Source organism: Mycolicibacterium parafortuitum (assembly GCF_010725485.1).
Taxonomy (GTDB): domain Bacteria; phylum Actinomycetota; class Actinomycetes; order Mycobacteriales; family Mycobacteriaceae; genus Mycobacterium.
On sequence record NZ_AP022598.1, the window covers coordinates 1,965,323 to 1,983,509 of the forward strand.

Genomic DNA, 18,187 nt, shown 5'->3' on the forward strand with positions numbered 1-18,187 from the left:
GGCCGGTCTGGATCAGACCCCGTCGCGGCGTCCGAGAAGGAGCACACGCTGCACGCGAGACACTGTACTCCGCGGCCCTCGGAACCCCAAAACAGCGTCGGACTCAGACGGAGATGGCCAGGAAATCACGCAGCCGCCGAAAGCAGCTCAGCGCGTCGATGTAGTGATCGACGTGGTCACGCGGCACCGGTTCGGGTTCGAACTCCGCCCCGAGCGCCTTCTGGGTGAGCAGCTCGACGCTGGTTGTGCCGCAGGGGGATTCGCGGGTCTCGAAGTGGTGGAACCGGTACCGCAGGTGGGGGTCGCTGATGACCCGCATGATGGTCAGCCTGGCGGGCAGACCGTCGGTGGCTGCGCGGACGCTGTACTTGCGGTCCTCGTCGATCAGGTCATGGTCGTAGGTCGCGCACCGGTTGACCACCAGCGGGTGAAGCAACACCGCGTCCATCGACTCCGGGGAGACCTCGGCGCGGAAGCGGTCATGTAGTTCGGTCCCCGAGCAGCCGAGCAACTCGGGTTCGGGGACGAACAGGTCCTCGGCGGGATCGCAGATCGGATCGGCGAACGGGTCCTGGCCGCCGGTGACGGCATCGAGGACTTCGATCGGCTCGACCCAGTCGACGACGCCGTTCGGCGGCAGCGTGTCGTCGTGGACGTTCTCGTCGGCGACGTATTTGTCGGTGATCACACAGCTGGCATGTGCCCTGGGCAGGAAGTCGGTGGCGTCGCGGAACAGGAACGCGGTGTTGCTGACACCGTGGCGGCGCCGGATCCGTTCATCGTCGACGCGGTAGCCGTCGGCGATCAGCGCGGGCGCGGAGATCGGTCCCCGGACCATCAGGTTCCCGGCCTCGCCGACCCCCCACCAGGCCCGGCGCAGCCGCAGCGCCCCTCCGACGAAGGTCTCCTGGTCGAACGTGATCAGGTAGTCGGCCTCCAGATCGCCGACCACGACGAGGTGGGTGCCCCCGTCGAAGTCGCTGTTGACGATCGCGCGGGCGCGCACCGATCCGCGGATCAGCAGCAGGAACGGCAGGGGCTGGTCGAAGTCGTTCGGATACAGGTTGTCCAGGTTCAGGTCGAGGTCGCCGGCGTCGAGGTCGCCGTCGAGCACGACGGCGCGCGCCGCGGCGAAAGCAGGGTTCCCGACGGCGAGGTCACTGAGCTCGGATTCCCACGGCAGCCACGAGGTGATGGCGCCGAGTGTGGTCTCCTGGAGCACGAACCGGGACAGGTCGACGCTCGACACGCGGTAATTATTACCTGTGTCAAACCTGTGAGTCTGGGAAAGCGATAACCGAGAGAAACCGGATCGGGACCTCGACCAGATCGACCGGGCCGTGGGCCCCCTCGCCGTCGATCTGCAGCGAATCTCCCGGATGGAGCCGATACACCGACCGGCTGTGGCTGTAGTCCATCACTCCTTCGAGCATGTAGATGAACTCGGTGCCCGGGTGCTGGAACAACGGGTAGGTCTGGCTCTTCTCCGACAGCGTGACCTCCAGGCACTCCAGCCGCTTGTGCTCGCCTCGCAGCGAACCCAGCAACTGGTACTCGTGGCCTTCTCGGGTGCCCTCCCGCACGATCCGTGCTCCGGTCCCGGATTTGACGAATGCGGCGGGCCGCTCGACGTCGGCGCCGCGGAACAGGCTTGTGACCGGGACATCGAAGCCCTTCGCGAGCAGCGACAGCGTCGACAGGCTGCACGAGGTCTGGGCATTCTCGATCTTGCTCATCATGGCCTTCGAGATGCCGACCTTGGCGGCCGTCTCGGCGACGGTCAGTCCCTGCTGCTGGCGCAGCAGACGCACGTTGCGGCCGATCGCCGCCTCGATCTCCAGCTCCTCGACCGGGGCAGCGGGGTCGCGTTCGCGAGCGGTGCCCGAGGTGTTCCGGAGCAGCGGGACGTCATCGTCAGTGGAGGCCACAATGCTCCTGTCTAGCGCATCTGTCCCGCTCCGACGTACGGGTAGGGGGTCTTGAGCGGATCACCCTCGGCGAAGCGGGAGAACCGGAAGTCCGATGCCGGGATGCGCGGGTCGCTGCTGTGCCCGTCGACGACGAGGTCGGCGACCAGGCGCCCGACCGCGGGCGCGATCTTGAAGCCGTGACCGCTGAACCCCGCCGCGAGCACCAGCCCGTCCAGCGGTCCTCGGGAGATCACCGGGTTGTAGTCGGGGGTGACGTCGTAGCAGCCGGCGTAGCTGCTGGAGATCGACGCGTCGGGCAGGCCGGGGAAGCGGGTGCCGACCTTGTCGACGGTCAGGTCGACGAAGTCGTCGGTGGCGCGGTTGGAGTAGGTGTCGGGGTCGGCAGGATCGATCTCGTCATAGCCGGGCAGGTCGCTGTTGCCGAACAGGATCTCCCCGCCGACCTCCGGGCGCACGTACTGCAGTGACACCAGATCGGAGAAGACCGGCACCTTCCCCACCTCGACACCGGGGTTGATCATCACGATCTGTTCGCGGATAACCTTGATCGGGATGTCGATGCCGTGCGGGGCCAGGAACGGCCGGGTCCACACGCCGGTGGCGACGACGGTCGTGCCCGCCGAGATCTCGCTGCCGTCGGCCAGGCGCACTCCGGTGACGCGGTCCCCGTCGACCAGCAGGCCGGCCACGGCGGTGCCCTGGCGGACCCGCACACCCGCCGCACGCGCCGAGGCCGAGAAGGCCTGCGCGGTCTGGTAGGCGTCCCCGTAGCCGCCGCGGGCCTCCCACCCGAACGCGGCGAACGGGCTCAGGTCGGCGAACGGCCACAGCCCGGCCACCTCGGACTTGTCGATCTCCTCGGTCTCGACGCCGACGGAGCGTTGTGCGGCAAGGCTTTTCCGCAGCGCATCGACGTTCTGTTCGCCCACGCCGACGACGTAACCGGTCTGGCGGAACCCGATGTCCGTGCCGAAGATGTCCTCGGCTTGTTCGAACACCTCCAGCCCGGTGGCGGCCATCGCGGCCAGCGAGCTGACACCGTAATGGCAGCGCACGATCCCGCTGGACTTACCGGTCATCCCGGATGCGACCGTGCTGCGTTCGGCGACGACCACATCGGTGACGCCGCGTTGGCTCAACGCCCAGGCCGCGGCGGTGCCCTCCAGACCGCCGCCGACGATGACGACGTCCGCGGTCTCGCTCATCGGGACCCCGGGATCCAGTCCGTTCCCGCCAGCGGGACGCGCGCCATCGCGGCCGCCTCGATGCTGACCGCGACGAGGTCGTCGGGTTCGAGGTGGCACACGTGCGACTTGCCGCACGCGCGCGCGATGGTCTGGGCCTCCATGGTCAGCACCCGCAGGTAGTTCGCCAACCGGTGCCCACCCGCGATCGGGTCGAACCGGGCGGCGAGTTCTGGGTCCTGTGTGCTGATCCCGGCCGGGTCCCGGCCGTCCTGGTAGTCGTCGTAGAAACCCGCTGCGCTGCCGAGCTTCTCGTAGTCGGCGGCATACCGCGGGTGGTTGTCGCCGAGGGCGATCAGCGCGGCGGTGCCGATCGCGACCGCGTCGGCGCCCAGGGCCAGTGCCTTGGCGACATCCGCGCCGTTGCGGATGCCGCCCGACACGATCAACTGGACTTTGCGATGCACGCCCAGTTCCTGCAGCGCCTGCACGGCCTGCGGGATCGCCGCGAGCGTCGGGATGCCGACGTGTTCGATGAAGACCTCCTGGGTGGCGGCGGTGCCGCCCTGCATCCCGTCGACCACCACGACGTCGGCGCCGGCGTGCACGGCGAGCTTCACGTCGTAGTAGGTGCGGGTGGCGCCGACCTTGACGTAGATCGGCTTCTCCCAGTCGGTGATCTCCCGGAGCTCGTTGATCTTGATGGTCAGGTCGTCGGGACCGGTCCAGTCCGGGTGCCGGCAGGCCGACCGCTGATCGATACCCTCGGGTAGGGTCCGCATCCCGGCGACCCGCTCGGAGATCTTCTGGCCCAGCAGCATTCCGCCGCCGCCCGGTTTGGCGCCCTGGCCGAGCACGACCTCGATCGCGTCCGCCTTGCGCAGATCGTCGGGGTTCATCCCGTACCGCGACGGCAAATACTGGTAGACGAGGTACTTGCTCTGGCCGCGTTCCTCCGGTGTCATCCCGCCGTCGCCGGTGGTGGTCGACGTGCCGACCTCGCTGGCGCCACGGCCGAGGGCCTCCTTGGCCGGGCCGGACAGCGCGCCGAAGCTCATCCCGGCGATGGTGACCGGGATCTCCAGGTGCAGAGGATGTTTGGCGAACCGGTCACCGAGCACCACGTCGGTGGCGCAGCGCTCGCGGTAGCCCTCGAGCGGGTAGCGCGACATCGACGCCCCGAGGAACAGCAGATCGTCGAAGTGGGGGAGCGGACGCTTGGCGCCCCAGCCGCGGATGTCGTAGATGCCGGTGTCGGCGGCACGCTGGATCGCCGCGATGGTGGCGCGGTCGAAGGTCGCCGACTCCCGCAGCCCGAGGCGTGCGCGATCGTCACTGGTGTAGGTCATCAGAAGTCCTAATACGAGGAGCTGTTGTCGACGTGGAAGTGGTACAGCGAGCGCGCCGACCCGTAGCGGGTGTAGTCGCTGGTGCTGTCTCCTTCGAAACCGGCGGTCTTGAGCAGGTATTCGAGTTCACGGTGATGTTCTTCGCGCATCGGTTTGGCGATGCAGTCGGCGCCCAGCGACGCGACGTCGCCGCGTACGTACAGCCGGGCCTCGTAGATCGAGTCGCCGAGCGCCTCCCCGGCATCCCCGCGGATCACCAGCCGCCCGGCCTGGGCCATGAACGCACTCATGTGACCGACGTTGCCGCCCACCACGATGTCGACGCCCTTCATCGAGATGCCGCAGCGGGCCGCCGCGTCGCCGTCGACGACCAGCAGACCGCCGTGTGCGGTCGCCCCCGCCGACTGTGATGCGTTGCCTTTCACCCACACCGAGCCGCTCATCATGTTCTCGCCGACCCCGGTGCCCGCGTTGCCGTCGATGATCACCTCGGCCTGCTGGTTCATCCCCGCCGCGTAGTAGCCGACGTGGCCCTTCACGGTGACCTTCACGGGTGCGTTCAGGCCGACCGCGACGTTGTGGGCGCCCGCGGGATGCTCGATGACGAACTCGCCGTCGAGATCCGGTGCGTGCAGCGCGGTGTTGACCTCGCGCAGCGACGTGGACCCAAGGTCGAAGACTAACGGCTCCATGCGTACACCACCTCCGGTTCCGGTTCCCAGATCTTGGCGCTCTCCACTCCGGGAAGCCCTGCCAGGGCGCGATATTCGCTGCCCATCGCGACCCAGTCGGCCGTCTCGGCGATCACGGCCGGCTTGCACGCGATCGCGTCACGCACCACCGCGAACGAGTCGCGGTTGGACACCAGCAGCGTGTAGAAGCCGTCGAACGTGGCGCACAGCTCCTTGAGTGCACTCTCGATGTCACGGCCCTCGGCCAGCTGTTTGGCGATGAACCGCGCCCCGACCTCGGTGTCGTTCTCGCTGTCGAACACCACACCCTCGGCGCGCAGCTCGCGCCGGATCGTCGCGTGGTTGGCGAACGATCCGTTGTGCACCATGCACTGCCCCGGGCCGACGGCGTACGGGTGACAGCCGGCCGGCGTCACTGCCGACTCGGTGGCCATCCGGGTGTGACCCACACCCTGCCAGCCCTGCGCCCCGGCCAGCCCCCAGCCGTCGGTGAGGGCGCGGGGGTGCCCGACGCCCTTGAGAACCGCGATGTCGGAACCGAACCCGGCGATGATCGCCTGGGGATAGGCGGCGCGAACCGCGGCCAACAGCACCTCGGAGTCGACGTCGGCGGACAGGACGAAGCTGACGCCGACCGCGACACCGTCGACGTCCCCGCCCAGTTCGGCGCCGACCGCGGCGGCCACCTGTGTCGCGTCCTCGAGCACCCCGGTGCCGAGGTCGGCGAGCGACACGCATCCGCGCCCGGGGGGTGACCAGCTCGGGTCGCCGTAGACGGCGACGCCGGCGGAGTCGCTGCCGCGGTCACCCATCTCGCACAGCATGCCGGTCAGCAGTTCGCCGAGCCGGGGGTAGAGATCGGGTGTCCGCAGATGCAGTCCGACGATCCCGCACATGGATGAATTCCTCTCGTATCGACCGTGATCGGTGTCAGAACGCGGTGAGGTAGTTGTCGATCTCCCACGGCGTGACCGAGCTGTGGTAGGCGAAGAACTCGTCGCGTTTGACGTTGGCGAAGTAGGCCGCGACGCCTTCACCCGCGGCATCGAGCACACCGGTGACCACCGGATCGGTCTCGAAGGCCTCGACCGCGTGAAGCAGCGTGGCGGGCAGTGGGGTGGTGCTGATGCCCTGACCGACCCCGCCGGGATCGGTGCTGCGTTTGATGCCGTCGAGACCGGCGCCCAACGCCGCGGCGATCGCCAGGTACGGGTTGGCGGAGCCGTCGCCACCGCGCATCTCGATGCGGTCGGAATCCGGCACCCGGATGTAGTGGGTGCGGTCGTTGCCGCCGTAGGTCGGAAGGCGCGGCGCCCAGGACGCGCCTGAGGACGTCGCGACGGCGCCGGTGCGCTTGTAGGAGTTGACCGTCGGTCCGACGACGGCCTGCAATGCGCAGGCGTGCTCGAGGATTCCACCGATGAATCCGTATGCGGTGTCGGATAATCCGAGCCCTCGGTCGTCGTCCTCGGAGGGGAAGACGGGGGTGCCGGCGCTGGTCAGCGACAGATGGAAGTGCAGTCCGTTGCCGGTCTTGTCGCCGAACGGTTTCGGCATGAACGTCGCGATCATCCCGCGCTCGGCGGCGATCATCGACAGCAGGTAGCGCAGCGTGATGACTCGGTCGGCGGTGACCAAGGCCTCGGCGAACTTGAAGTTCTGCTCGAACTGGCCGTTGCCGTCCTCGTGGTCGTTGGCGTAGTTGGACCAGCCGAGCTGATTCATCGCGGTGGAGACGGCGGTGAGGTGGTCGTACATGCGGGTGACGCCGCGCGCGTCGTAGCACGGTTGTGACGCCGTGTCGGCGGTGTCGGCGACCGAGACGCTGCCGTCGTCGTTGCGGGACAACAGGAAGTACTCGACCTCGGCGCCGACCCACGGTTCGAAACCGGCATCGGCGCACTTCTGGATCAGCGACTTCAGGATGACCCGTGGTGCGTAAGGCCACGGCTGCCCGTTGACGTGCGGATCGCAGTGCACGATCGCCAGGCCCTCTTTGATGAACGGGATCGGGGTGAACGACTCCGGATCGGGGATCGCCATCAGGTCGGGGTCCTTGGGTTCCTGACCCATCGCGCCGACCGCGTACCCGGCGAATCCGACGCCCTCGGTGGCGAGCAGGTCGACGGCCTCGACGGGAACGAGCTTGGCGCAGGGTTTTCCGCGCAGATCGACGAACAGGGCGAGGATGAACTTGGTGCCCGACTGTTCGGCCAGGGCGGCGAGGTCTTGAGGCATGTGCGTCACCTTTGTCTCTTGTTGTGAATCAAAGTATCACTGAGGGAAACACTCCGCATGTCGAACGGCCGGTACGGTCCCTGAGGGTCCGCACCGGCCGCCGCGTGCTGGTCAGATGGTCTGGAGTTCGTACGCCGCGTCCCGGTGGAACTTGGCATCGATGCCGCTCTCCTCGTCCTCGGGGGAAATGCGGATGCCCATCGTCTTCTTGATCACGAATGCGATGGCGAAGGCCACGAGGAACGAGTAGGCCATCACTGCGAACGCGGCGACGGCCTGCTTCCACAGCTGCTCGACGCCGCCGCCGTACAGCAACCCGTTGGTGGCGTTCGGCATGCCCTCGCTGGCGAACAGGCCGATCAGCAGGGTGCCGATGACACCGCCGACGAGGTGAACCCCGACGACGTCGAGGGAGTCGTCGTAGCCGAACTTCGACTTCAGGCCGACGGCGTACACGCAGATCGCTCCGGCGATGCCGCCGACGAAGATCGCCCCGATCGGGGTGACCGCACCGCAGGCCGGGGTGATCGCGACCAGGCCGGTGATCGCGCCGGAAGCGGCGCCGACGCCCGTCACGTGGCCGTCCTTGATCTTCTCGACGGCCAGCCAGGCCAGGGTCGCAGCGCACGTCGCCACGAAGGTGGTGACCATGACGATGGCCGCGGAATTACCTGCGGCCAGTGCGGATCCGCCGTTGAACGCGTACCAGCCGGCCCACAGCAGACCGGCACCGAGAAGAGTCAGCGGCACGTTGTGCGGCTTGCGCGCCTGCCCGAACATCGCGGACTTTCCGAGCACGATCGCGACGGCCAGCGCGGCGGCACCGGCGTTGATGTGCACCGCCGTGCCGCCGGCGAAGTCGATGGCTTTGAGCTGGTTGGCGATCCAGCCGCCGACCGAGTTCTCGGTGACGACGCCGTCGAAGGCGAAAACCCAGTGCGCGACCGGGAAGTAGACCAGCACGGCCCACGCCGCGGCGAACAACATCCAGGCGCCGAACTTCATCCGGTCGGCGACCGCGCCCGAGATCAGCGCGACCGTGATCGCCGCGAACAGCGCCTGAAACAGCGCGAACAAGCTCACCGGCAGCCCGGCGATCGTCGTCTGGGACTCCAAAAGATCTGTCATCCCGGCGAACTCGGTGAAGCTGCCGACGAAGCCGCCGTAGGTCGTGCCGAAGACCATCGAGAAGCCGAACAGCACCCAGAGGACGCCGACGAGCGCCACCGCGCCGAAGGTCATCATCATCATGTTGGTCGAGCTCTTCACCGACACCATGCCGCCGTAGAACAGCGCAAGGCCGGGGATCATCAGTGTGAGGCCGATGATGCAACACAGAATGAACGCTGTGGTCCCTGTATCCATTGGTGGTTCCTCCTGCAGGTGCGGCCCCGACGCGGAGCCGTTCACCGGACAGTTACCGCCGCCTCTGTTACGTGGGGCGTCGTCATTCGTTGCCGGGGGGTAACGAGCTTCTGTCAGAAACCTGTGTGCTGGCACTACGGTGATCGCCATGTGCACACGCGTGGTTTACCTGGGCGCCGGGGAGCGGATCGTGACCGGACGCTCGATGGACTGGAAGGTCGAGATCGGGACGAACCTGTGGGCGCTGCCCCGCGGCGTGAAGCGCACCGGGCAGGCCGGACCGGATTCGGTCGAGTGGACCGCCAAGTACGGCAGCGTCGTCGCGACCGGCTACGACATCTCCACCACCGACGGTCTCAACGAGGCCGGCCTGGCGGCGAACCTGCTCTGGCTCGCCGAATCCCAGTACCCGGACAACACCGGGGACCGGCCGGCGCTGGCCATCTCGTTGTGGGCGCAGTACGTGCTCGACAACTTCGCCACGGTCGCCGAGGCCGTGGCCGCGCTGACCGCGACGCCGCTTCGGGTGGTCACCGCCGAGGTGCCCGGGCAGGAGCGGATGGCGACCGTGCACCTGGCGATGTCGGATGCCACCGGAGACAGCGCCATCGTCGAGTACATCGACGGTGAGCAGGTGATCCACCACGGCCGCGACTATCAGGTGATGACGAACTCGCCGATCTTCGACAAGCAGCTCGCGATCACCGAGTACTGGAACGAGATCGGCGGCACCGTGATGCTGCCCGGCACCAACCGCGCCGCCGACCGGTTCGTGCGCGCGTCGTTCTACATCAACGCGGTGCCCAAGACCGACGATCCGCTGCTGGCCGCGGCGACCGTGTTCAGCGTCGTGCGCAACGCGTCGGTGCCGTACGGGATCGCGACCGCCGAGGAGCCGAACATCTCCAGCACGCGGTGGCGCACCGTCATCGACCACAAGTCGTTGCGCTACTTCTTCGAGTCGGCGCTCTCGCCGAACACGTTCTGGGTCGAGCTGAAGAACCTGGATTTCAGCGAAGGCGCGCCGGCGCTGCAGCTGCCGCTGGGCGAAGGGGAGAAGACCGTCTACGCCGGCGACGCGAGCGGCAGCTTCGCGCCCACCGAGCCGTTCACGTTCCTCGGGCTCGGGTAGGTCCGCGCAGCACCACCGCGTCGAGCGGCAGCCGTTCCCGGGGCCGGGCGTCGCGCTCGGCGATCTCCGCGTCGACGTCCGCGGAGTCCGCGAGCCGGCCGAGCGCGACCATCACCAGCGGGTGCAACGTGTCGGGCAGCCCGAAGGCGGCGGCGGCGCCCGCGACGTCGAACCCCGCCATCGGGTGCGCGATCAACCCGCGCGAGACCGCCTCGATGATCAGGTTGGTCATCGCGGCACCGGCGTCGACGCTCGAGTACAGCTTGGTGCGCTCGTCCTCGCCCTCGTCGGAACACAGCAGGACCAGCGCGTTCGCGGCCTTGGCGTAGCTGTTCCCGCGCCGGAGCAGCCCGGCCAGCGTCGCGAACGTCTCGTCCCCGCGCACCCCGACGACGAACCGCACCGGCTGGCGCGCACCCCAGGTCGGGGCCCAGCGGGCGGCCTCGAGCACCGCGGTCAGATCGTCCCCACCCAGCTCGCCGGCGGGGTCGAACGCCCGCGGACTCCAGCGGCCGGCGATCGGCGGATGCAGTGGGACGGAGGTCACGGCCGAGCGGTCGGACATGTGGTGCAGGTTACCGCCGATCACCGCCGAGCCACCGGCCGGGAAAACCAGGTGCGCGCAGCCCTTATCCTTTATGGGATCTCCCCGGCTTCGGAAAGGTTCTTCAGTGGCGCTCGTCGTACAGAAATACGGCGGATCCTCGGTGTCGGACGCCGAGCGGATCCGGCGTGTGGCCGAGCGCATCGTCGAGACCAAGAAGGCGGGTAACGACGTCGTCGTCGTCGTGTCGGCGATGGGTGACACCACCGACGAGCTGCTCGACCTGGCCAAGCAGGTCTCCCCGGCGCCGCCCGCGCGCGAGCTCGACATGCTGTTGACCGCCGGTGAGCGCATCTCGAACGCGCTGGTCGCGATGGCGATCGAGTCGCTCGGTGCGCAGGCCCGGTCGTTCACCGGATCGCAGGCCGGCGTCGTCACCACCGGTACGCACGGCAACGCGAAGATCATCGACGTCACACCGACGCGGCTGCGCTCCGCGCTCGACGAGGGCCAGATCGTGCTCGTCGCCGGGTTTCAGGGCGTCAGCCAGGACACCAAGGACGTCACCACGCTGGGCCGCGGCGGCTCGGACACCACCGCGGTCGCGGTGGCCGCGGCGCTCAACGCGGACGTCTGCGAGATCTACACCGACGTCGACGGCATCTTCAGCGCCGACCCGCGCATCGTCGCGAACGCGCACAAGCTCGACACCGTCACCTTCGAGGAGATGCTCGAGATGGCCGCGGCCGGCGCGAAGGTGCTGATGCTGCGCTGCGTCGAGTACGCCCGCCGCTTCGACCTGCCCATCCACGTCCGGTCGTCCTATTCGGACAAGCCAGGCACCATCGTCAAAGGATCGATCGAGGACATCCCCATGGAAGACGCCATTCTGACCGGAGTCGCCCACGACCGAGGCGAGGCCAAGGTCACCGTCGTCGGCCTGCCCGACGTGCCCGGCTACGCCGCGCGGGTGTTCCGCGCCTGCGCCGAGGTCGACATCAACATCGACATGGTGTTGCAGAACATCTCCAAGGTCGAGGACGGCAAGACCGACATCACTTTCACCTGCTCGCGGGAGAGTGGACCGGTCGCGGTGGAGAAGCTCACCTCGCTGCAGGACGAGATCGGGTTCACCCGGGTGCTCTACGACGACCACATCGGCAAGGTGTCGCTGATCGGGGCCGGGATGCGCTCGCACCCCGGTGTGACGGCGACGTTCTGCGAGGCGCTGGCGGACGCGGGCATCAACATCGATCTGATCTCCACCTCGGAGATCCGGATCTCGGTGCTCATCAAGGACACCGAGCTCGACCGTGCGGTCGCCGCGCTGCACGAGGCGTTCGGCCTCGGCGGTGACGAGGAAGCGGTCGTGTACGCGGGAACAGGACGATAGTTATGGTGCGCATTGGTGTCGTGGGCGCGACCGGTCAGGTCGGCCAGGTCATGCGAGCCCTGTTGGCCGAACGCGACTTTCCCGTCACCGAGGTGCGGTTCTTCGCATCGTCGCGCTCGGCGGGCAAGAAGCTGGAGTTCCGCGGACAGGAGATCGAGGTCGAGGACTCCGAGACCGCCGACCCGTCCGGGCTGGACATCGCGCTGTTCTCGGCGGGCGCGACGATGTCGCGGGTGCAGGCTCCGCGCTTCGCGGCCGCGGGCGCCATCGTCGTCGACAACTCCTCGGCGTGGCGCAAGGACCCCGACGTTCCGCTGGTCGTCTCCGAGGTGAACTTCGAAAGGGACGTGGCCAACCGCGCTCGGTCGCTTCCTAAAGGCATCATCGCGAACCCGAACTGCACCACCATGGCCGCGATGCCGGTGCTCAAGCCGCTGCACGACGAGGCCGGTCTGACCCGGCTGATCGTGTCGAGCTATCAGGCCGTGTCGGGTAGTGGCCTGGCCGGCGTGGAAGAGCTCGCGACGCAGGCGCGCGCCGTCATCGACGGCGCCGAGGCGCTGGTGCACGACGGTTCCGCGCTGGAGTTCCCGGCGCCGAACAAGTACGTCGCCCCGATCGCGTTCAACGTGATCCCGCTGGCCGGTTCGCTGGTCGACGACGGCTCCGGTGAGACCGACGAGGACCAGAAGCTGCGCAACGAGAGCCGCAAGATCCTGGGCATCCCGGACCTGCTGGTGTCGGGCACCTGCGTGCGTGTCCCGGTGTTCACCGGACATTCACTGTCGATCAACGCCGAGTTCGACCGGCCGCTGTCGGTGCAGCGCGCGACCGAGATCCTGCGCGGCGCACCGGGTGTGACATTGGCGGAGGTGCCGACGCCGCTGGCCGCAGCCGGTGCCGACGACTCACTGGTCGGGCGGATCCGGCAGGATCCCGGCGTTCCGGACGGACGCGGGCTCGCGTTGTTCGTCTCGGGCGACAACCTGCGAAAAGGCGCGGCGCTCAACACCATCCAGATCGCCGAACTGCTGGCCGCGCAGTTGTAAAGTCTCTTGCGCCGAAATTGCATTCCCGCAGGCCTCTTCTCGGTTTTCCTCTGCTGGAATGCAATTTCGCCGGCCGCCGCGACTCCGGTCGCGCTGCCGCCGCTGATGCCGGGGCAGGTGCTGCGGATCGCCGCGGCCGCCGGAACCGGAACAGCCACAGCCGATTACGGTGTCGGGGCGACCGACCTGTGCGAATTCATGGAGTTCCCGAGCGGGATCCTGCAGGTCTGCGGTGACAGTTTCGCCGGGCAGGCGGTCGGCTTCGGCGGCTGGTATTCGCCGATCGCGCTGCACGTCGTGGACGGCTCGCTGGAGGACCCCGCGGGTATCCGCTACGACGGCGTGACGGGCGTCGGCACCCGACTGCTGGCCGACCCGACCCCGCCCGGCGAATCGCAGCTGCCCGCCGGGATCATCGAGATCAACCGCGAGAACTGGATGCTCGTGACCACCACCCGCGAGCTGGTGCCGCAGCGCTCACGACTGGTGAAAGCCGAAGCCGGACAGGGTAACTGGAAGACCGTGCCCGGCTCGGAGCGCCCCGCTGAGCACGCCGGGGGCAGGCAGACGCAGATCAGCGGCTACTACGACCCGATCCCGACCGCGGAGTCCGAACGCGGCTGGGTGTACATAGTCGCCAACAGCTTCGACCGCAGCGGCCCCGTCGCGCTGTACCGGGCCACGCCGCAGAGCTTCACCGACCGGGCGGCGTGGCAGGGCTGGACCGGATCCGGGTGGGGTGGCGAACCGGTGCCGCTGTGGGACGAGCGGGTCGGGGAGATCAGCGTCCGCCAGATCGACGGTATGGCGATGCTGTCGTACTTCAATGCGACCACCGGCAACATGGAGATCCGGGTGGCCGCCGACCCGACGCAGCTCGGAACGGCGCCGGTGACGACGGTCGTGGTGGCCGCGCCGTGGCCGGACCCCGCCGACGTGCTGCCCCCCGCCCATGACAATCGACTCGCCCAGCCCTACGGCGGTTACATCTCGCCGGGCTCGACGCCGGATGCGGTGCGGGTGTTCGTCAGCCAGTGGAACACCACCCCGCGCGGCGGCACGCCCTACCGCGTCATCCAGTACGCGGTGAACCCGTACAAGCCTTGGTGAGAGGGCGTTTTTGCGGCTCCCGTCCGCAGTGCGTCCGCAGCAGGTGCAAGAGCCTGCTCGACGAGGCCAGCGGCGGCCTTGCGGGTTCGGTCATTCGTGTCGGGCCAGAGGTGGCTGTAGGTGTCGAGCGTGACCGAGGCGGACGAGTGTCCGAGGGCGCGCTGAACGGTGACGACATCGCAGCCGGCCCTTTCACCCCAGTTGATCCGCGGAGCGTTCCAGGGCTGGACGCTGGCCGAACTGTTCGTCCTCAACCGGTACCGGAAACGGGCGATGTAGAACTTGGTGGCTCTGGCGTTCAGACCGCGGTGATTGTCCTTTCGGGCGGTAAAGGATCCACCACGACGGCTACAGAGTGAGCAAGAGCGGCACCCTGCGCCGGACCGCCCCTCCGCTCTTTTCTTATTTCCGACGGCGACCCAGCGTCGGGAGGCCGCCCGACACTGCGCGGACGTTGTCCGTCCCTGGCTCGCGGGGAGCCCCTTGACCGGGGGGTGGTTGGCTGAAGTCGAGCGACGAACCCGTTCCCTCTCGGCGGGACTGCTCCCGTAAACTGCGCTCTTCCGCCCGTTGGTTCAGATCCTTCTCGCGGCGTGCTCGTTGCCTTGCACGGCCTTCCACAGAACGTCCCACTTGTACCGCCCTCCCGGCAACGCCTAGTCGTAGGTTGGCCATTCCGTCCGCAGCGCGTCCGCAGTAGGTTCACCGACTGCCGTTGGCCGCCAACAGTATCAACAGGGCCTGCCTGCATCGATCCTCACGCGCAGCATTCATCAGCGTTGCTAAACGCCCAGAAACGGATTCGCGGTGAACCCGTACAAGCCGTGGTGACAGGCGCCGAGTCTGAAGTTGTGCGCGAACTTCGCACCGGAAATGAGCATCAACTTCAGATTCGGCGGAGGCGGGCGAAGCGCTCATAGCTGATTCACAGCGCTCACCTAACGTCCGCCGGAAATCGCGGCGCACCATCGACGTCATGAGCGATGTGACACCTGAGCGGCCCGACCAGTCCGAACCGGTGACGGGCCCCGTCATGACAGCGCCGCCGGCGGCGGCGGTCCCCCCTTGGCCGCCGGCGGCGCCCCCGGGCTACGTGCAGTCTCAGCCGAGCAAGTTGAACAAGGCGGCGGCCTGGGTCGGCATCGTGGCCGGTTCGTTGTTCGTCGTGGCGGTGATCTTCGGGGCGGGGGTGCTGGTCGGCAAGGGCCTCGACGGTGGCGGGCCGGGCCCCCACCGCGGACCCATGATGGTCCACGGCGGACCGGCCGGATTCCCGATGGGACCGCCGCGGGGCGGCTTTGACCGTGGCCCCGATTTCGCCGGCCCGTTCGGACCGGGCGGACCGATGATCGACGCGCCGCGTTCTCCGAACCAGCCGGCGCCCACGGCGCAGCCGCGCCCCTGAGCGTCAGACGTGGATCTCGCCGGCGTGCGATGACAGCCAGTCGCGGAAGGACTGCAACTCGGGGTTGAGCTCACGCACCGACGCCAGATCACGGGCGCCGGCGAACGCGCAACGGGTCCGCGAGTTCTTCGTCGACGTGCTCGGCCCGCAGCGGCTGGCGGCCATGGGTGCGGCGTCCCGCGACGTCGTCGCCGCACTCCGAGACCACATGGACCGCGACTGCGCGTTGGACCAGGACGCGTCGCCGGTGACCTGAGCGGTTCGCATCGTGGATGGCCGACGCCACTTTCGGGTACCCCGTCGTCGAAGACGGCGGCCTTCAGCCCACCGGTGCTGCCCTTCGTGAGGAGAGAAATGCCCGAGAAGTACACGACGACCGACGCCGGCGCCCCCGCCCCCAGCGTGGAACATTCGCTGACCGTGGGACCCGACGGGCCGATCCTGCTGCAGGACCACTACCTGATCGAGCAGATGGCCAACTTCAACCGTGAACGCATCCCCGAGCGGCAGCCCCACGCCAAGGGCGGTGGCGCTTTCGGCCAGTTCGAGGTGACCCAGGACGTCAGTGCCTACACCAAGGCGGCATTCCTGCAGCCGGGTGTGAAAACCGAGATGCTGGCCCGGTTCTCGACGGTGGCCGGTGAGCGGGGCAGCCCGGACACCTGGCGTGACCCGCGCGGCTTCGCGCTGAAGTTCTACACCTCCGAGGGCAACTTCGACATGGTCGGCAACAACACCCCGGTGTTCTTCCTGCGCGACCCGATGAAGTTCCAGAATTTCATCCGCAGCCAGAAGCGCATGCAGGCCACCAACCTTCGTGATCACCACATGCAGTGGGATTTCTGGACGCTCTCACCCGAATCGGCGCACCAGGTCACGTGGTTGATGGGGGATCGTGGCATCCCGAAGACGTGGCGCAACATGAACGGCTATTCCAGCCACACCTACAGCTGGCTCAACGACAGCGGTGAGTTGTTCTGGGTGAAGTACCACTTCAAGACCGACCAGGGCATCGACTTCTTGACCCAGGAGGACGCCGACCGGCTGGCGGGCGAGGACGGTGACTACCACCAACGTGATCTGTACACCGCGATCGAGGACGGCAACTTCCCAAGCTGGACGCTGCACGTGCAGATCATGCCGTTCGAGGACGCCAAGACGTACCGCTTAAACCCGTTCGACCTGACCAAGGTGTGGCCGCACGGTGACTACCCGCTGCACGAGGTCGGCAGGATGACGTTGAACCGCAACGTCGTCGACTACCACGCCCAGATCGAGCAGGCGGCGTTCGAGCCGAACAACATCGTGCCGGGCACCGGTCTGAGCCCGGACAAGATGCTGTTGGCGCGGGGATTCTCCTACTCCGACGCCCACCGTGCCCGCCTCGGGGTGAATTACAAGCAGATCCCGGTCAACGAGCCGCACGTCGAGGTGAACGCGTACTCGAAGGACGGTGCGATGCGGATCCGCAACGTCACCGACCCGGTGTACACACCCAATTCGATGGGCGGCCCGGAAGTCGACACTCGCCGCGCATCGGAGGTGCACTGGGCTTCTGACGGGGACATGGTGCGCTCGGCCTATGCGCTGCGGTCCGACGACTCCGACTGGGGCCAGGCAGGCACCCTGGTCCGGGATGTCCTCGACGACGCCCAACGGGAACGCTTGGCGCACAACATCATCGGCCATGTGTCGAAGGGCGTGCGGGAGCCGGTGTTGTCGCGGGTGTTCGAGTACTGGCGCAACGTGGACCCCGACCTCGGTAAGAAGGTCGAGGAGGGCGTGCGCGGCGGCTGACCGGCTACCCCTGACCCGGATACGGCAGCAGCGCCATCTCGCGGGCGTTCTTGACGGCGATCGTGACCTGGCGCTGCTGCTGGACGGTGAGACCCGTGACCGTGCGGGAGCGGATCTTGCCGCGCTCGGAGAGGAACTGCCGCAGCGTGGATGTGTCCTTGTAGTCGACGCGCTCGATGCCGAGTTGGGCGAACAAGTTTCGGCGCTTCTTCGGCAGCGGCGCCGCCAGCCTGGCGCGCTTCACCAGCTCGACTTCCGGACGCCGGGCAATTGACCGCGATGGGCGAGTTCGCGGACCCGCACCCGTGACAGGCCGAACTTTCGCAGGTGCCCGCGGGGCCGGCCGTCGACCGCATCCCGGTTGCGCACGCGCACCGGGCTCGCGTCGCGGGGCTGACGGTTCAGCTCGGACTGGGCGGCCGCCCGGGCGTCCGCCGCGGTCGAGGGCGAGGAGATGATCGCCTTGAGCTCGGCGCGACGTTCGGCGTGGCGGGCCACGAGTAGGCGGCGACGCTCGTTCTTCACGATCTTCGACTTCTTGGCCATCAGCGGTCCTCGCGGAAGTCGACATGCCGGCGCACGACCGGGTCGTACTTGCGCAGCACGATGCGATCCGGGTCGTTGCGGCGGTTCTTGCGGGTGACGTAGGTGTAGCCGGTGCCCGCGGTGGAGCGCAGTTTCACGAGCGGCCGGATCTCGTTGCGTGCCATCAGAGTTTGTGTCCTTCCCGGCGGAGGCGGGCCACCACCGATTCGATGCCGTCGCGGTCGATGATCTTGATGCCTTTCGTGCTGAGGCGCAGCGTGATCCTGCGGCCCTCCGACGGTAGGTAGTACGTCTTGCGCTGGATGTTGGGATTCCAGCGACGACGGGTGCGGCGGTGCGAATGCGACACCGCGTTGCCGAACCCGGGCCTGCGGCCGGTCACCTGGCAGTGGGCGGACAAGGAACACCTCTCTCGATCAGTCTTAATGAAAATGATTTTCGACAAGCTGCGG

General features: G+C 67.8%; 20 protein-coding genes. 7 read left to right on the plus strand and 13 right to left on the minus strand.

Going from position 1 to position 18,187, the window contains the following annotated elements; translation table 11 throughout:
- Positions 1-103 precede the first annotated feature (103 nt).
- The 8 genes from NTM_RS09335 to NTM_RS09370 all read right to left on the minus strand — a co-directional run bounded on the left by NTM_RS09335 (position 104) and on the right by NTM_RS09370 (position 8,759).
- A complete protein-coding gene (locus tag NTM_RS09335; protein WP_104862698.1) occupies positions 104-1,249 on the minus strand; it encodes a hypothetical protein in 1,146 nt (381 codons plus the stop codon).
- Between the two features lie 19 nt (positions 1,250-1,268).
- Positions 1,269-1,928, minus strand: a complete 660-nt coding sequence (locus NTM_RS09340) for a helix-turn-helix domain-containing protein (protein ID WP_104862697.1) — start codon at positions 1,926-1,928, stop codon at positions 1,269-1,271.
- 11 nt (positions 1,929-1,939) lie between these two features.
- On the minus strand, positions 1,940-3,136 hold the full coding sequence (locus NTM_RS09345; protein ID WP_104862696.1) for an NAD(P)/FAD-dependent oxidoreductase: 1,197 nt from the start codon (positions 3,134-3,136) through the stop codon (positions 1,940-1,942).
- Positions 3,133-4,464, minus strand: coding sequence for an FMN-binding glutamate synthase family protein (locus tag NTM_RS09350; RefSeq protein WP_104862695.1), 1,332 nt, complete (start codon positions 4,462-4,464; stop codon positions 3,133-3,135). The genes NTM_RS09345 and NTM_RS09350 overlap by 4 nt, the downstream gene beginning before the upstream one ends.
- Before the next feature lie 8 nt (positions 4,465-4,472).
- Positions 4,473-5,156: a GltB/FmdC/FwdC-like GXGXG domain-containing protein gene (locus NTM_RS09355; RefSeq protein WP_104862694.1), complete on the minus strand. Its 684-nt coding sequence runs from the start codon at positions 5,154-5,156 to the stop codon at positions 4,473-4,475.
- Positions 5,144-6,052 carry a class II glutamine amidotransferase domain-containing protein gene (locus NTM_RS09360; RefSeq protein ID WP_104862693.1) on the minus strand — a complete coding sequence of 303 codons (909 nt, stop codon included), beginning with the start codon at positions 6,050-6,052 and terminating at the stop codon, positions 5,144-5,146. The genes NTM_RS09355 and NTM_RS09360 overlap by 13 nt, the downstream gene beginning before the upstream one ends.
- A gap of 34 nt (positions 6,053-6,086) precedes the next feature.
- On the minus strand, positions 6,087-7,394 hold the full coding sequence (glnT, locus tag NTM_RS09365) for a type III glutamate--ammonia ligase (RefSeq protein ID WP_104862692.1): 1,308 nt from the start codon (positions 7,392-7,394) through the stop codon (positions 6,087-6,089).
- Positions 7,395-7,505: 111 nt separating this feature from the next.
- The gene (locus tag NTM_RS09370) at positions 7,506-8,759 is read right to left on the minus strand and encodes an ammonium transporter (protein WP_104862691.1); all 1,254 of its coding nucleotides are present in this window, start codon (positions 8,757-8,759) and stop codon (positions 7,506-7,508) included.
- Between the two features lie 148 nt (positions 8,760-8,907).
- Between NTM_RS09370 and NTM_RS09375 the strand changes: the two genes are divergently transcribed.
- Positions 8,908-9,891: a bile salt hydrolase gene (locus NTM_RS09375; protein ID WP_104862857.1), complete on the plus strand. Its 984-nt coding sequence runs from the start codon at positions 8,908-8,910 to the stop codon at positions 9,889-9,891.
- Here the strand turns inward: NTM_RS09375 and NTM_RS09380 are convergent.
- Complete coding sequence (locus NTM_RS09380; RefSeq protein WP_163766131.1) at positions 9,869-10,456, minus strand: nitroreductase family protein; 588 nt, start codon at positions 10,454-10,456, stop codon at positions 9,869-9,871. The two genes, NTM_RS09375 and NTM_RS09380, sit on opposite strands and share 23 nt — an antisense overlap.
- A 106-nt stretch (positions 10,457-10,562) precedes the next feature.
- Between NTM_RS09380 and NTM_RS09385 the strand changes: the two genes are divergently transcribed.
- The 6 genes from NTM_RS09385 to NTM_RS09410 all read left to right on the plus strand — a co-directional run bounded on the left by NTM_RS09385 (position 10,563) and on the right by NTM_RS09410 (position 17,189).
- Entirely contained in the window at positions 10,563-11,828 is a 1,266-nt protein-coding gene (locus tag NTM_RS09385) for an aspartate kinase (protein ID WP_163766132.1), read from the plus strand.
- A gap of 2 nt (positions 11,829-11,830) precedes the next feature.
- Entirely contained in the window at positions 11,831-12,877 is a 1,047-nt protein-coding gene (locus NTM_RS09390; protein WP_163766133.1) for an aspartate-semialdehyde dehydrogenase, read from the plus strand.
- 6 nt (positions 12,878-12,883) lie between these two features.
- Entirely contained in the window at positions 12,884-13,987 is a 1,104-nt protein-coding gene (locus NTM_RS09395; RefSeq protein WP_232079669.1) for a DUF4185 domain-containing protein, read from the plus strand.
- A 976-nt stretch (positions 13,988-14,963) separates the two neighbouring features.
- A complete protein-coding gene (locus NTM_RS09400) occupies positions 14,964-15,392 on the plus strand; it encodes a hypothetical protein (protein ID WP_163766135.1) in 429 nt (142 codons plus the stop codon).
- Positions 15,393-15,456: 64 nt separating this feature from the next.
- Positions 15,457-15,648: a hypothetical protein gene (locus NTM_RS09405; RefSeq protein ID WP_163766136.1), complete on the plus strand. Its 192-nt coding sequence runs from the start codon at positions 15,457-15,459 to the stop codon at positions 15,646-15,648.
- A gap of 98 nt (positions 15,649-15,746) precedes the next feature.
- Positions 15,747-17,189 carry a catalase gene (locus tag NTM_RS09410; RefSeq protein WP_163766137.1) on the plus strand — a complete coding sequence of 481 codons (1,443 nt, stop codon included), beginning with the start codon at positions 15,747-15,749 and terminating at the stop codon, positions 17,187-17,189.
- Positions 17,190-17,193: 4 nt separating this feature from the next.
- Here the strand turns inward: NTM_RS09410 and rpsR are convergent, their stop codons facing one another.
- From rpsR to rpmB, 4 genes are read right to left on the minus strand one after another with little or no spacing between them, the layout of a single operon-like run.
- Positions 17,194-17,433: a 30S ribosomal protein S18 gene (gene rpsR, locus NTM_RS09415; protein ID WP_163766138.1), complete on the minus strand. Its 240-nt coding sequence runs from the start codon at positions 17,431-17,433 to the stop codon at positions 17,194-17,196.
- A complete protein-coding gene (gene rpsN / locus NTM_RS09420; protein WP_163766139.1) occupies positions 17,430-17,735 on the minus strand; it encodes a 30S ribosomal protein S14 in 306 nt (101 codons plus the stop codon). Before rpsN ends, rpsR begins: the two co-directional genes overlap by 4 nt.
- Entirely contained in the window at positions 17,735-17,899 is a 165-nt protein-coding gene (gene rpmG, locus NTM_RS09425) for a 50S ribosomal protein L33 (RefSeq protein WP_104862682.1), read from the minus strand. Before rpmG ends, rpsN begins: the two co-directional genes overlap by 1 nt.
- The gene (gene rpmB, locus NTM_RS09430; protein WP_163766140.1) at positions 17,899-18,135 is read right to left on the minus strand and encodes a 50S ribosomal protein L28; all 237 of its coding nucleotides are present in this window, start codon (positions 18,133-18,135) and stop codon (positions 17,899-17,901) included. The genes rpmG and rpmB overlap by 1 nt, the downstream gene beginning before the upstream one ends.
- Positions 18,136-18,187: the final 52 nt, after the last annotated feature.